Here is a 14,742-nt window from a genome sequence, read left to right on the forward strand (position 1 = left end):
CAAAACAACGATGAAAGTAGCGAACAGAGTGAAGCAAACAAAGCGGCTTTTGAAAAAACATCTGAAGCTCAAAAAATGGGTGAGAACTATACCTTTGATAAAGCAAAAGACAGAAAAACCTTCTTAAAGCTCACCGCTGAATTGCGCTGCCCTATGTGTCAAAATCAAAACATTGCCGATTCGGACGCTATGATTGCTCATGACATGCGCCGTAAAGTGTATCAGCTAATGCAACAAGGCAGCTCAGAGCAAGAAGTCATTGACTACATGAAAGCACGCTACGGCGATTTTGTTCATTATCAACCGCCAGTGACGCCAGTTACCGTCTGGCTTTGGGCATTACCCATCCTCTTTGCAATAGTCATGATGGGCGTGTTTTTAAAGCGTCGTAAAGACAAGCCAGTTGAAGATACAGAGGCTAAATTAGCCGCCGCCAATAAATTGTTAAAGGATGACGAGTGATTAGTTTTTATTTATATGCAGCCTTATTCGCGGCTGTTGCGCTTGGTTTCATCGTTTATCCTTGGATGAAAGATAGAAATGCCAAAAAGCGTTTTGAGGTTTCCAACACCAACGTTATTAAACAGCGTATCGAAGAAATTGAAAGAGAGGCATCTGAAGGCTTAATTGATCCCGATGAAATGCAAACTGCCATTAATGAAATGAAAGTGGCACTAGTCGAAGAATCAGCCTTTCATGAAATACGAGAGAAAGAAGCCATTAATGCAAGCCTATCAGCTAAGTCAGCCAAGCTACCTTTAATCATCGGGGCAATTCCTGCCATTATTGCGGCTGTTTGGGTGTATTTCGATGCAAATCAGCTTTCTGGTTTAGAAGATTTAGTTGATGCTACGAACAATATCGATGAACTCAGCCAGCGCATCTTAGTTCAACCAGCGAATGACGTTCAGCCAGAAGAGTTCAATAAATACGCATTAGTCATTCGCCAGCAGCTTCGCAAAAATCCAAATGATGCAACTGGCTGGCAATGGTTAGGACGTTTGAGAATGTCTTTAGGCCAAACTGAAGAAGCCGTAAGCGCATTTAACAAGGCCTTAGATATTAGTCCAGAATCCGAAGATATTCGCATGAAGTACGCGCAAGCTTTGATGATGGTTGGAGATGAAGAAAACCTGCAAAACGCAAAGAGGCAAGTAGGTTACCTAGTACAAATTGCGCCAGACAATCGAAATTATCGTTTATTGCTTACCGTTGTTGCAGCGCAATTAAACGATAGCGAAACAGCCTTTACAAACTTCGCTATGATCAAAGACCAACTCTCTGCTAATAGTTCTTTGTATCAGTCTCTAGTTGGGCAGTTAAGAGCAATGGGAGCTTCAGAGGACTTGTTAGCCTTGAATGGCCAAGATAATGCCGCACCTTCCAACGCAACCGTTTCAGTGCCATCAGAATCGAATGATACAAAAGGAACGGCCAGTGATAGCAGCGAAGTACGCGGTTTTGACATTACAATATCGATTGCAGATGCATTAATTAATAAAGTACCAACAAGCGGTTTTCTGATAGTATTCGCGCAAGACGCAGTATCCGGCAGCCGTGTGCCCTTAGCAGTTAAAAAAATTGCCTTACCGGAGTTCCCAGTATCTATAAGATTAAGTCCTAAAGATGCAATGATGCCCAGTTTGTCGTTGAAAAATGCTGAACTAGTTAGCATAACAGCGCGTATATCGTTCGACGAAGACGTTATGACTAGCGCCGGCGAGTTACAAGGTAGTCTCGCGCAGGTGAAAGTGAATGACAGCATCCAGTCTGTCAGTTTATCCATTAATGAGGAAGTGAAGTGATCAATCAGTTTAGAATAGTTGCGTTATTGCTAGCCATAGGATTAGGCGGCTGCGCCAACCAGTCACATGACGAGAAAGAAGCGTTATCAAATCAGCACGAAACTACGGTTGAGATCGCTGATGCTGATACCGCTGGAGCTGATACCGCTGGGGCTAGCAAACAAGATGTAAAAGAACACAATGTCGACCCATTCGAACCCATTAACCGTGTTTTCTGGGATTTTAACTACGAAGTACTAGATCGCTTCTTAGTGAAACCAGTTACAGTTGCCTATATTACGGTAACGCCTAAATTCGTAAGAACAGGTTTACTGAACGCCTCTGAAAACCTCAGTGAGCCAGCCAGTGCGGTGAACAACTTACTCCAAGGAAAGCCCGTCGATTCATTAACAAGCGTTGGACGCTTTTTGGTGAACAGCACCGTGGGTATTGTCGGTTTATTTGATGTCGCTTCAAAAATGGGCATGGAAGTCAAAGAAGAAGATTTTGGTGAAGTGTTAGGTGTTTGGGGCGTGGGAACTGGACCCTACCTTATGTTACCGGCCTTAGGTCCAAGTGACTTTAGAAGCCTTACAGGTCGCGTGGTTGATAATGTTTACTGGCCTATGACTATTCTCGAAGACCCTTACGTCATTGCCTCTAACGTAGTGAAAGTGGTTGAAGCTAGAGCTTCATTACTGGATCAAGAAGAGAACCTAAACCGTTCTTTAGATCAGTATTTGTTTGTGCGTGATGCTTATTTCCAACGTTTAGCGTTTAAAGTTAGTGACGGTAAAGTAAAGGCAAAAACCGAAGAAGAAATTGAGGCCGAGCAGGATGATTTTTCGAACTTCGAGGATTTGTTGAAGGATATGTAGCTAAAACAACAGCGACACAGAAGGACTCATTTCATTTTTTATAGAGTGAATTGGGTCTTTTTTTATGCCCTGAGGAACAATTATTAGAGCTTAAACGCCATTCTCAAATTAAGAAAATGGCGCTACCTTTCATTCTTAACCTTATCCGGCTTTATAACCATCCGGATTATTCGCCTGCCAACGCCAGGAGTCTTCACACATCTCTTTCAAGCCTTTCTCAGCCTTCCAGCCTAAAGCTTCTGAGGCTAGCTTAGGATCAGCGTAACAGGCTGCAACATCACCACTTCTTCGCGGAGCAATTTTATATGGCACTTTTTGACCTGAAGCTTGTTCAAACATAGATACCATTTCAAGTACACTATAGCCTTGTCCCGTGCCTAAGTTGTATGTCACTAAACCAGCTTTTTCTTCTAACTTTGCCAATGCTTTCAAATGGCCATTCGCCAAATCATCAACGTGGATATAGTCACGCACACCAGTGCCATCAACGGTGTCATAGTCGTCACCGAATACACTAAGTACTCGCGTTTCTTAGTAGCCACTTGCGTTATAAATGGCATTAAGTTATTCGGAATACCATTCGGATCTTCGCCAATTAAACCACTTGGGTGAGCGCCAGCAGGGTTGAAATAACGTAACAGAACGATGTTCCAATTGTTATCAGCTTTGTATAAGTCAGACAGCATTAGCTCAACCATTAATTTTGATTGGCCATAAGGATTCGTTGGCATTCCAGTGGGTAAATTCTCGTGCAATGGCAGTTCAGTTGGGTCGCCATAAACAGTCGCGGATGAGCTAAAAACAATGTTAGTTACACCATTAGCTTGCATTGCTTTACACAAGTTTAGCGTGCCATACATATTATTTTCATAATACATCAATGGTTTTTCAACTGATTCGCCTACTGCTTTTAAGCCTGCAAAGTGAATAACACCGTCGATACTGTGATCGCTGAAAATCTTGTTGAGTAAATCTGTATCTCTTATATCACCTTCGTACAGTACTGCTTCTTTACCCGTAATTTTCTCAACACGTCTTAGGCTTTCTTCAGAAGAGTTTGAAAAATTATCCAAGATAATCACGTTGAAGTCAGCTTCAAGCAGTTGAAGAACTGTGTGGCTGCCTATGTAGCCAGTGCCACCAGTGACAAGTATTGTTTTCAAGTTAAAGGCTCCTTTCGAGTGATGTGCCATTAATCGTTTTAATTGAGGTCTTTCAATGCGTTACATCGCTAGATTTTCAATCATGCTATAAGGCTAATAGACTGCTATCGTCGTTTTATAGCAAATTGCTAACTAAGATTAGGTGTTTTTTTCAACGCTTAGGTATTTCGCACTTAAAGAATATTGTATCGGCTTCACCAAAAGTGGATACAAAAGTAAAATTAATGCCGCCCAAACCAAAGAGAACCAATTATCTGCTACCTGCAAAATCAATGCAAATACCGGCACGATCACGAATAACTTCAGCACGTTTAAAAGTGTTTTTTCTGGCACAGACATTTTTTTTGCAGCTTCTTCTAACATAGCCATGCGCTCTGTTAACGGCTTATCGGCGAGGGCGGGGATGTTTTTTGTTGAGGTGTAGATTTTCAAATTTATCTCTCTAAAATAACTTGTTCAAATTTCCTAAAAAACTGCGTTCTAACAAAGTGCATATTAGAGTACAATATACCTGATATTGTTAAACAAAACGAGAATACAAATGGCTAGAAAGGGAATTATCCTTGCCGGTGGAGCAGGGTCTAGATTACATCCGTTAACTCAGGTAGTAAGTAAACAACTTCTACCTATTTATGATAAGCCGATGATCTATTATCCGCTGTCAACTTTGATGGTGGCAGGTATTTCTGAGATTCTTATCATTACTACGCCTGAAGAATCTGAGCGATTCAAAGAATTACTCGGCGATGGGTCAAAGTGGGGTATAAACCTCGAGTATGCGGTTCAACCGTCACCGGATGGTTTGGCTCAAGCTTTTATTTTAGGTGAAAAGTTTATTGGTGAAGATAGCGTAACGCTTATTTTGGGTGACAATATTTTCTATGGTCATGACTTGCAAAAATCCTTGGTGGAATCATCGAAACAAACAACAGGGGCGACTGTTTTTGGTTATCACGTAAGCGATCCAGAGAGATATGGTGTAGTTGACTTTGATGATAATTGGAAGGCTGTTTCGATAGAGGAGAAACCGAAAAAAGCAAAATCAAACTATGCTGTTACAGGTTTGTATTTTTACGACAATAGTGTTGTTGAATTGGCCAAGAAAGTTAAACCAAGCCATCGTGGTGAGCTAGAAATAACCGACTTGAATAATTTGTATTTAGACGCGGGTGAACTAAGCGTACAGCTTATGGGAAGAGGCTCAGCTTGGTTAGATACTGGTACTATTGACAGTTTACTCGATGCAACTAACTTTATCTCTGCGATTGAAAAGAGGCAAGGTTTGAAGATCTGTTGTCCCGAAGAAATTGCTTACCGAAAAGGTTTTATAACGAAGGCGCAGTTAACTGAACTTGCTAAACCTTTGATAAAAAGTGGATACGGAGCTTATTTAGCGAAAATAGCCGATGAAAAGGTTATTTAGAGAATGAAAATTGTAAAAACAATTATACCGGATGTAAAAATTATTGAACCTACAGTTTTTGGTGATTCACGTGGTTTTTTTATGGAAACGTTTCGCAACGATTGGTTTAGAGAAAATTGCGCAAACGTAACTTTTGTTCAAGAAAATCAGAGTCGCTCCAAACAAGGAATATTGCGCGGGCTACATTATCAATTAACTCAAACTCAAGGTAAATTAGTCAGAGTTACTGAAGGTGTGGTTTATGACGTCGCTGTTGATCTTCGATTGGGTTCAGATACATTTGGCCAGCACGTTGGTGTTGAGTTAAGTGCTGAAAATAAAAGACAACTTTGGGTGCCAGCGGGTTTTGCTCATGGCTTTTACGTCATATCTGAGTTTGCTGATTTTAACTATAAGTGTACGGATTACTACCACCCAAAATCAGAAGTCTCAATCAAGCATGACGATCCCGAATTAAGTATAAAATGGCCTTTCGTAGACGGAGTTGATACATCGTTGTCACAAAAAGATATCGATGGCCTTGCGTTTTCTGCAGCACCGACCTTGGTCCGTTAAAAATGTTAATCATAATCGGTAAAAATGGTCAGTTGGCGAAGAAGTGTTTGGAACTCTCTGGACCTGACCATTCGATATGCCTTGGACGTGAAGATATAGATATAAATTCCGCTAACTTATTTGAAAGGCTTGATACTTTCAAACCTAAAGCGGTTATAAACGCATCGGCGTATACGGCGGTAGATACAGCCGAAAGTGAAGAGGCTAAAGCAACTGCACTAAACGTCAATGCAGTTGAAAAACTAAATGACTATTGTAAGAGCCGTAAAATCCAATTTGTTCACGTTTCAACTGACTATGTATTTAAGGGAGATAAAGGAAGCCCGTATCTTCCCAATGATAAATATGACCCAGTGAATGTCTATGGAAAAACGAAGATGCTAGGAGAGCAGGCTATTCAAGCATCTAGCTATACGGGAAGCTGTATTCTCCGAACTAGTTGGGTGTATTCAGAATTTGGCGGAAATTTTGTTGCTTCTATGCTCAAACTAATGGAAGAAAAGAAGGAGCTATCAATCATTAGCGATCAGATTGGCAGTCCGACATCAGTTGATACATTAGCTCGTGCGTGCTTATCTGCAATTCAAAATAGATTAAGCGGTATTCATCACGTTACTGACGAAGGTGTTGCTAGTTGGTTCGATTTTGCAAAAAGTATTCAGCGGTTGGGATTACAACATGGTTTATTGACTAAGCGTATACCTATCAAGCCCATCAATAGTGCAGATTACCCAACACCAGCCAATCGACCACATTACAGTGTATTGTCAAAAGACTCTTTTAAGAAAGCTCTGCCTTTTGTGGAACTCCCCTACTGGGAAGATGCACTAGAGGCAGTATTAGTTATTTTAAAAAATAAAAAAATACAGGATTAATTACATTGAAAAAACTTCTTGTAACCGGTGGAGCCGGTTTTATAGGTTCTAATTTTGTTCATTATTGGATTGAAAAATATCCAAATGACCTTGTAGTAGTGTTAGATGCACTGACATACGCAGGCAATATCGAAAGCTTAAATGAAGTAAAAGATACTGAAAATTTTGTTTTTGTGCACGGCAACATATGCGACCAACCATTAGTCGAAGAGTTATTAGTTAATCATGATATCTGCACAATTGTGCATTTTGCGGCGGAGTCTCATGTAGACCGCTCTATCACAGGTCCTGATGAGTTTATAGAAACCAACATCATTGGAACTTACTCCTTATTGAAAGCGGCTAAAAAAGTATGGCTGGATGATGGCGGGAAAGTAGGGCATCGTTTTCATCATGTGAGTACAGATGAAGTATATGGCACTCTTGAAGCTGACGACCCAGCATTCAATGAAGACACTGCTTATGCGCCTAACTCGCCCTATTCAGCTAGCAAAGCGGCAAGTGATCATCTAGTTAGAGCTTATCACCATACATATGGTTTAAATGTCACCACAAGTAACTGTTCTAATAACTATGGCCCTTATCATTTTCCTGAAAAGCTCATCCCTCTGATCTTAACGAATATTTTGCATGACAAGTCGCTGCCAGTTTACGGTGACGGACAGCAAATTAGAGATTGGCTTTACGTTGCTGATCATGCCAAAGGCATCGACCTAGTGCTTCAACAAGGAAGGCTGGGTGAGAATTACAATATTGGCGGCAACAATGAATGGGCGAATATTGATATTGTTAAACTCTTATGTAAGTCACTAAACAAGGTGTTTAGCAACGACTCTAGTTTGCAGGCTCGTTTCCCTATGGCAAAAAATGCAATAAACGGTACATCTGAAGAATTAATAGAATTCGTGACTGATAGAGCAGGACATGATCGCCGTTATGCTATTGACCCTTCTAAATCGAATGCCGAATTAGGCTATAAGCCATCGGAAACCTTTGAATCAGGTATCGAGAAAACGATTGAATGGTATTTGAATAACGAAGATTGGTGGAGGCCATTACTGTAGTCTAGTTTAAAAATGAAAGTTGATGAGCACCACTGCTATAGTCGTTTTTTAAACAACAGGTATTTTAAACAATAAAAAGATTAATTAAGAAACAGTTGTAATCAGAAAAAGTTGTAATAATAAGTAGTCAAAAAAAAAGGCGATTATTAGTTAAATAATCGCCTTTTTAAATTTAGCTAGTATATGTCTTAACTTGGATCTTTCTCAGCCAGTTTCTCCCACTTACGCGTTTTCATCGAAAGCAATAATAGAACAATACCAATCGCCACACTGAAGTAAGTGATTTGCAGGTAAAGACCAGGCATTTGATCAACTTGCTCTGGGTCGAATTTACCAGCAAAGATACCAGCAATAATACTACCCATTGAATACGTTAATACAAACACACCCATCATTTGACCTGAGAAGCGCTTAGGCGATAGTTTACTTACCGCACTCAAGGCAACAGGGCTTAACCATAGCTCACCTACTGTGTGTAGAAAGTAAGTTGCTACCAACCAGTATGGTGCTACTTTAAGACCACTAGCTGCTAATTGCGCTGCGAAGAACATCACGATGAAGCCAGATGCCATGATGATTAGACCCACTGCGCATTTCACGCTGTAGCTCGGTTCAATCATGCGCTTACCTAGTGCCATCCACATATACGCAAAGAAAGGCGATAAAATGATGATGAAGATAGAGTTAGCCGATTGGAACCACGCTGGTGGGATCTCAAACGTGCCAATCATACGTTGAGTGTAGTCTTGACCAAATAGATTCAGCGAAGAACCTGCCTGTTCAAAGCCAGCCCAAAAACAAGTTGAAGCTAAACAGATTAGGAACAAAGCGCCCATTCGGCGTTGTTCGTTACCATCTAAGTTGCCTGCAAAAAAGATATAAGCGAAGTAAATTAAGAAGATTGCCGTAATTGCAAATGCAACTTGTTGGGCAACAACAACAGGGTCAAACACCAAAACACCCATAAAAACAAATAGGGTTAAGGCTGTTAAGCCAAGTAATACTGCAACGATAGCAGCATAGGCACGTTTTTGACTTGCTGGGCTTAGCGGTACAACAGGCTTATCTGAAATACCAGCGATAGAGTGAAGGGTGAGTTTGTATTGAATCAAACCTAGACCCATACCAACAGCTGCAGCACCAAAGGCCCAGTGGTAGCCCATGTTAACCTGTAAGTAACCACATACACCGTAGCCAATTAATGAGCCGATATTAATACCCATATAATAGATAGTGTAGGCACTATCACGGCGCGCATCTTTTGCTGGATATAGTTGGCCGACCATTGCGCCGATGTTAGGTTTCAGTAAACCCGTACCTAGTACAACAAAGATCAAACCTATAAAGAATGTTGAATCTGAAGGGATAGCCAAAATAATGTGACCAATCATGATCACTATTCCACCATAGAAGACCGCTTTTTGACCACCAATTAAGCGGTCAGCAATCCAACCGCCGGGTAAACCAAAAAAGTAAACCGCCCCAGTATATAGACCATATATTGCTGATGCAGTAGCCACGCTTAAGCCTAATCCACCTTCTTCGACGGCAAGCACCATGAAAAGAACAAGTAAGGCACGCATACCATAGTAGCTCATGCGTTCCCACATTTCCGTTCCTGCTAAAGTAAGCAAGCCCATTGGATGACCAACAAAGCGTCGATCCTTATGTATTTCTATCGTCATTATGATTCCTTGAAAACAGTTTGTTTTTATTTTTCTGTATGTCGGGGCGCATTATGCAGTGTTAATGATTAAAGTTGCAAGTTTGTTAAATAATTACATCGCATTTGTATTCCACTAAAAATTACCAAATAATTGCCGATTAGGTGTGACTTTTGGCGCGGATTTCAGTAGGATCGCGCCCTTATGGAAAATTCTGCAGGGTTGCAGGGAATTGGATGACTCAATTTAATGAATAATGTATTGAAAAAAGTACTTTGTGTCTTCGGCACTCGCCCCGAAGCGATCAAAATGGCCCCTCTTGTTAAAGCATTAGAATCAGACCCAAGGTTTGATGCTAGGGTCTGCGTTACTGCTCAACATAGAGAGATGTTAGACCAAGTTTTAGAGCTTTTCGAAATTAAGCCTGATTACGATCTTGATTTGATGAAGCATAAGCAAACTTTAAACGACGTTACCTCCAAAATTTTGCTGCAAATGAAGCCTGTGTTGACTGAGTTTAAGCCTGATGTGGTGTTAGTGCATGGCGATACGGCGACAACTTTTGCAACAAGTCTTGCTGCTTATTACGAACAAATAGCAGTGGGCCATGTTGAAGCGGGCTTGCGCACTGGAAATATATATTCCCCCTGGCCTGAAGAAGCTAATCGCAAATTAACTGGTGCAATTACCACTTATCATTTTGCTCCCACTAAAGAATCGGCGCAAAACTTATTAAATGAAAACCACGATGAAAAAACAATTACGATAACGGGAAATACCGTAATCGATGCTCTTTTGTTAGTTCGCGACAAGCTGAAGAACGACAAAGATATTATGCAGAGCATGAAAGCTAAGTTTAATTATTTGGATGAAAACAAAAAACTTATATTGGTGACAGGTCATCGTCGTGAAAACTTCGGTCAGGGTTTTGAGAATATTTGTCAAGCATTGGCTAACACTGCAAAAAAATATCCAAATGTTGAAATTTTGTATCCGGTGCATTTAAACCCATCTGTGCAGGAACCTGTCAATCGTTTACTGTCGAACATTAGAAACATAAAATTAATTGAACCACAGCAATATCTTGAATTTGTGTATTTGATGGATCGTTCAAATATCATCCTCACGGATTCTGGCGGCATCCAAGAAGAAGCACCATCATTAGGTAAACCTGTCTTGGTGATGCGAGATACAACTGAACGTCCTGAAGCTGTAGCAGCTGGTACCGTTAAGTTGGTAGGAACTAATGTGACAAAAATTTGCAACGAATTGGACGCATTATTGACGAATGAAGACGCTTATAAAGTAATGAGCTTTGCGCACAACCCCTATGGCGATGGTAAAGCTTGCCAGCGCATTGCAGACGAATTAGTAAAGGAAGTTAAATGATGGCATTTGAAACAATTTCAGTAATTGGATTGGGTTACATTGGGTTACCAACAGCGGCAATGTTTGCAGCGCATGGCAAAAAGGTAGTTGGTGTCGACGTTAACCAACATGCTGTTGATACTATTAACCGTGGTGAAATCCACATTGTGGAACCTGACCTCGATGCATTAGTAGCACAAGGCGTTGCTAAAGGGCGATTAAAAGCTGTTACGACTCCAGAGCCAGCGGACGCATTTTTAATCGCTGTACCAACTCCTTTCGAAGAAGATGAATCTGCGACCGTTCCTAAACCAGATTTGAAATTTATCCGCGCAGCGTGCACAGCTCTTGCACCAGTACTAAAAAAAGGAGACCTAGTCATCCTTGAGTCAACTTCACCTGTCGGTGCGACTGAAAAAGTTGTTGAATGGTTATCTGAAGCACGAAGCGATTTGACGTTTCCTTCTGAAGGTTCAGCTAAAATGGATGTCTATGTGGCTCACTGCCCTGAGAGAGTATTACCTGGACATGTCGTTAGAGAGCTTATAGAAAATGATAGAGTGATTGGTGGGATTACTCCTGAGTGCTCAGCAAAAGCTGTTGAATTATACCAGTCATTTGTTAAAGGCGAATGTGTTGTTACGAATGCTCGTACTGCAGAAATGGCGAAACTGACTGAGAATGCATCACGCGATGTGAGTATCGCGTTTGCCAATGAGCTTTCTATTATATGTGATGAAACAGACATTGATGTATGGGAGCTAATTGCTCTAGCAAATAGGCATCCTAGAGTAAATATCTTGCAGCCTGGCCCTGGTGTTGGTGGACATTGTATAGCTGTCGACCCTTGGTTTATAGTTAGTCGCTCTCCTGCGTCTGCTAGGCTGATTAAAACTGCTCGCGAAGTTAATGATAGCAAGCCTGCTTGGGTGATCGAAAAAGTTAAGCTAGCAGTGGTTGATTTTTTAGGTGAGAATTCTACAAAATCAATATCAGACATCAAGATAGCTTGTTATGGCTTGGCGTTCAAGCCTGATATTGATGATTTACGCGAGAGCCCAGCATTAAACATAGCGCGAGAATTGACTGCTTTATACAAAAGCTCTGTCATATCTGTTGAACCAAACGTGGAGACTCAATCTGTTGTATCAGGTGTAAACCTTGTGGCATTCAATGAGGCGGAACTTGCTAATATTCATGTGCTTCTAGTTGATCACAAAGAATTCAAGTCGATGAGTAAACCAAACGGTTTGATAGTCGATACAAAGGGTATTTGGAAATAAAATGATTGCTAGAACAATAATAAATTCAAGCATCTTGAAAAGTGTATTTACTGTACTTCTACTGTCGGTTTACTCATCAACTGTATATTCACAGTCTTTTGTACCGTCACAAAAGCAGATAGAACAATTTAAAAACCTGCCTCGAGCTCAGCAAGAGCAATTAGCAAGCCAAATGGGTTTTGATATATCTATGTTGGATGCCAATTCTAACGATTTCAAAGTAAACAATCAGTCGAATCAAGTTGATTTTGTAGAACGAAATTTAGACTCTAAGAAAGTCTCAGCAGAATTAGCTAAGCAAAGTGTGGTAGAAACGTCGACCGCTAAGTTGAAACCGTTTGGCTATGATATTTTTGAATCTAGGGAGCAGGCGACTAAACCAAACAACAACATTCCAGTGCCACCAAATTATTCTATAGGTCCAGGTGACTCTGTGAAACTCCAGTTGTTTGGACAAGAGACAGGATCTTTTCAGTTAGAAGTCAATAATGAAGGAAACATAGATCTTCCTGATCTAGGGCCATTGAATGTCGCGGGGACAACTTTTACTGAACTTAAAGAGTTAGTGAAACAAAAATATGAACAACAAAAAATAGGTGTAACTCCTTACATTTCAATGGGGCAGCTTAGAACTATTCAAATATTTCTTGTCGGGGAAGTTTATCAACCGGGGCCTTTAGTTGTAACAGGATTGTCAACAGTTACTACCGCGCTCATTAACAGTGGTGGCGTAAACGAGATTGGATCGCTTCGAAATATTGAAATCAAACGAGATGGTAAAACGGTTTCTAAATTTGATCTTTACGAATTAATTGTTTTCGGCAATACAACTAATGATATTAGGCTCGAACAAGGCGATGTACTTTTCGTGCCAACCGCACAAAATGTTGTGTCAGTTGAAGGACAAGTTAGACGGCCCGCTATCTACGAGTTAAAGGATACTGAAACGGTTGCAGATTTATTCAAATTAGTTGGTGGATTCCTTCCAAGTGCTGATACAAAAGCTATGCAGTTAGTGCGAGCTAACTCTAAAGATGGTCTGACTATAGTAAACCTCTCTTTGAGTGATAGTAAAATAATGAATAAGGTTCTACGGAATGGTGATTTCATTAGGGTACCAAAAGCTCACCACGAGTTTAACAATGCAATCGTAGTCACAGGGGCGATAAATTTACCCAATATCATTGCTGAGACTGATTTAAGTTTAAAAGACTTAATTACGAAGCAAACGATTTTAACAAATACAGATTTGAATTATGCGTTGGTTGCAAGAAAAGCGAGATTCGATAAGCATACGACTATCATTCAATTCAAGCCGCTTGATGTCTTGAGCGGTGAGTTTAACTTGAATTTGCAGGCATTTGATGAGCTGATTGTATTCAATAAAGTAGGGCAAAATATTGTAGGTGGTGTTGCTGGTGAAGTGGTTGAGGGTAATTTAAAAGCTTCTCAAGATGATTTAAAAAATAGAGACTCTGCTTATCTCCAAAAAGTAGAATCATCACGTTTCACAACGGATACTTTTGCTAAGCGAGAAACTACTGATTTCTCCAGAAAAGCATTGTTAGCTCCATTAATTGCCAGATTAAAAAATGAGGCTGATAATAATCACCCAGTTAAACTTGCAGAAGTTACGGGGCAAGTCAAATTTCCGGGTGTATACCCGTTGTCAAATTCTTCGGTTGTTGGAGATATGCTTGTCGCTGCTGGTGGATTGACTGAAGCTGCGCATTTAGAACAGTCAGAATTAACAAGCGTGAAAATTCTTGACGGCGTTTCATCGGTTACTCATAAAAGTATTAGTTTAATCAAACAGCTTTTATTACCAAAAAGCGAGCAATTGAAGCTTGAATCGAAAGATATTCTAAACGTCGTGAGAATCCCACAATGGTATGAAAATAATGTAATTACATTGAATGGCGAAGTTGTATTCCCTGGTAGCTATCAAGTGTCTGAAGGTGAAACTTTATCTAGTGTATTGGCTCGTGCCGGCGGTTTAACGGATAATGCTAGTATAAAAGCTGCTGTATTCACCAGAGAAGAGTTAAAAGAAAGGGAAGCAGAGAATATAGGAAAAACCGTTGAGGACCTAAGGGAGCAACTAGCTAATAACAATCTAAGTAATAGCCAATTCTCTAGAAGCATAGATTACCAAAATGCTACGGCTGTTTTAGACGACCTTACTAATGTGAAACCAATAGGTAGACTAGTTATTGATTTAGAAGCCGTCATATCAGGTGATTCGACAGCTGATATTCTTATTAAGAATGGTGATTCACTAACAATTCCAAATATAACTCCTGCGGTGTCCGTAATTGGTGAAGTTTTTGTATCAACTACTCATATGTTTGAAGAGAGTCTAACTGTGCAAGATTATATTCAACTCGCAGGTGGTATCAGAGAATATGGCGATGATTCAATGATTTATATCGTTAAGGCAAATGGCTCAGTAGTGGTTCCTGAATCGAACTTTTGGTTTTCTAGCGGCAGCGAAACATATTTAGAGCCAGGTGATACAATTGTTGTGCCTCGAGATGTTACGAACTATGACAATATATCGTTGTGGCAAGGCGTAACGCAAATCATTTACCAATCTGCGGTGGCTTTAGCTGCTATTGGAAGTTTATAGTTTATAACGGACGTAAAATATATTTATGAATTCTAATGCTCCACTTACGGTCAACA

12 protein-coding genes and 1 pseudogene are annotated in these 14,742 nt (G+C 40.4%); 10 read left to right on the forward strand and 3 right to left on the reverse strand.

All coding sequences use genetic code 11. The features are described from left to right. Positions 1–75 precede the first annotated feature (75 nt). From ACKLNX_RS05155 to ACKLNX_RS05165, 3 genes are read left to right on the forward strand one after another with little or no spacing between them, the layout of a single operon-like run. On the forward strand, positions 76–462 hold the full coding sequence (locus ACKLNX_RS05155) for a cytochrome c-type biogenesis protein CcmH (protein ID WP_412971554.1): 387 nt from the start codon (positions 76–78) through the stop codon (positions 460–462). Beyond that, complete coding sequence (gene ccmI / locus ACKLNX_RS05160; protein WP_412971499.1) at positions 459–1,805, forward strand: c-type cytochrome biogenesis protein CcmI; 1,347 nt, start codon at positions 459–461, stop codon at positions 1,803–1,805. The genes ACKLNX_RS05155 and ccmI overlap by 4 nt, the downstream gene beginning before the upstream one ends. Next, a complete protein-coding gene (locus ACKLNX_RS05165; protein WP_412971500.1) occupies positions 1,802–2,662 on the forward strand; it encodes a VacJ family lipoprotein in 861 nt (286 codons plus the stop codon). Before ccmI ends, ACKLNX_RS05165 begins: the two co-directional genes overlap by 4 nt. Before the next feature lie 141 nt (positions 2,663–2,803). Here ACKLNX_RS05165 and galE read toward each other — a convergent pair. Together galE and ACKLNX_RS05175 are read right to left on the reverse strand one after the other, a co-directional pair. Continuing rightward, positions 2,804–3,825, reverse strand: a pseudogene (gene galE / locus ACKLNX_RS05170) (UDP-glucose 4-epimerase GalE). A gap of 138 nt (positions 3,826–3,963) precedes the next feature. Further along, complete coding sequence (locus ACKLNX_RS05175) at positions 3,964–4,257, reverse strand: DUF6170 family protein (protein ID WP_412971501.1); 294 nt, start codon at positions 4,255–4,257, stop codon at positions 3,964–3,966. Between the two features lie 109 nt (positions 4,258–4,366). On the opposite strand from ACKLNX_RS05175, the gene rfbA reads away from it, so the two are divergent. Genes rfbA through rfbB form a run of 4 tightly spaced genes read left to right on the forward strand, consistent with a single transcriptional unit; the run spans position 4,367 to position 7,742 of the window. Beyond that, a complete protein-coding gene (gene rfbA / locus ACKLNX_RS05180; RefSeq protein ID WP_412971502.1) occupies positions 4,367–5,248 on the forward strand; it encodes a glucose-1-phosphate thymidylyltransferase RfbA in 882 nt (293 codons plus the stop codon). A 3-nt stretch (positions 5,249–5,251) separates the two neighbouring features. Next, positions 5,252–5,803: a dTDP-4-dehydrorhamnose 3,5-epimerase gene (gene rfbC / locus ACKLNX_RS05185; protein WP_412971503.1), complete on the forward strand. Its 552-nt coding sequence runs from the start codon at positions 5,252–5,254 to the stop codon at positions 5,801–5,803. A gap of 2 nt (positions 5,804–5,805) precedes the next feature. Continuing rightward, positions 5,806–6,678, forward strand: a complete 873-nt coding sequence (rfbD, locus tag ACKLNX_RS05190; protein ID WP_412971504.1) for a dTDP-4-dehydrorhamnose reductase — start codon at positions 5,806–5,808, stop codon at positions 6,676–6,678. 5 nt (positions 6,679–6,683) lie between these two features. Then, positions 6,684–7,742, forward strand: coding sequence for a dTDP-glucose 4,6-dehydratase (rfbB, locus tag ACKLNX_RS05195; protein ID WP_412971505.1), 1,059 nt, complete (start codon positions 6,684–6,686; stop codon positions 7,740–7,742). A gap of 188 nt (positions 7,743–7,930) precedes the next feature. On the opposite strand, the gene ACKLNX_RS05200 is transcribed toward rfbB, so the two are convergent. After that, positions 7,931–9,427: a peptide MFS transporter gene (locus tag ACKLNX_RS05200; protein WP_412971506.1), complete on the reverse strand. Its 1,497-nt coding sequence runs from the start codon at positions 9,425–9,427 to the stop codon at positions 7,931–7,933. Positions 9,428–9,655: 228 nt separating this feature from the next. Here ACKLNX_RS05200 and wecB point away from each other — a divergent pair, with 228 nt between their 5' ends. From wecB to ACKLNX_RS05215, 3 genes are read left to right on the forward strand one after another with little or no spacing between them, the layout of a single operon-like run. After that, positions 9,656–10,795 carry a non-hydrolyzing UDP-N-acetylglucosamine 2-epimerase gene (gene wecB, locus ACKLNX_RS05205; protein ID WP_412971507.1) on the forward strand — a complete coding sequence of 380 codons (1,140 nt, stop codon included), beginning with the start codon at positions 9,656–9,658 and terminating at the stop codon, positions 10,793–10,795. Next, a complete protein-coding gene (gene wecC, locus ACKLNX_RS05210; RefSeq protein ID WP_412971555.1) occupies positions 10,795–12,057 on the forward strand; it encodes a UDP-N-acetyl-D-mannosamine dehydrogenase in 1,263 nt (420 codons plus the stop codon). Before wecB ends, wecC begins: the two co-directional genes overlap by 1 nt. 1 nt (position 12,058) lies before the next feature. Next, entirely contained in the window at positions 12,059–14,686 is a 2,628-nt protein-coding gene (locus ACKLNX_RS05215; RefSeq protein WP_412971508.1) for an SLBB domain-containing protein, read from the forward strand. The last annotated feature ends 56 nt before the right edge of the window (positions 14,687–14,742 follow it).

The sequence above is a fragment of the Glaciecola sp. MF2-115 genome (assembly GCF_047250385.1).
GTDB lineage: Bacteria > Pseudomonadota > Gammaproteobacteria > Enterobacterales > Alteromonadaceae > Glaciecola.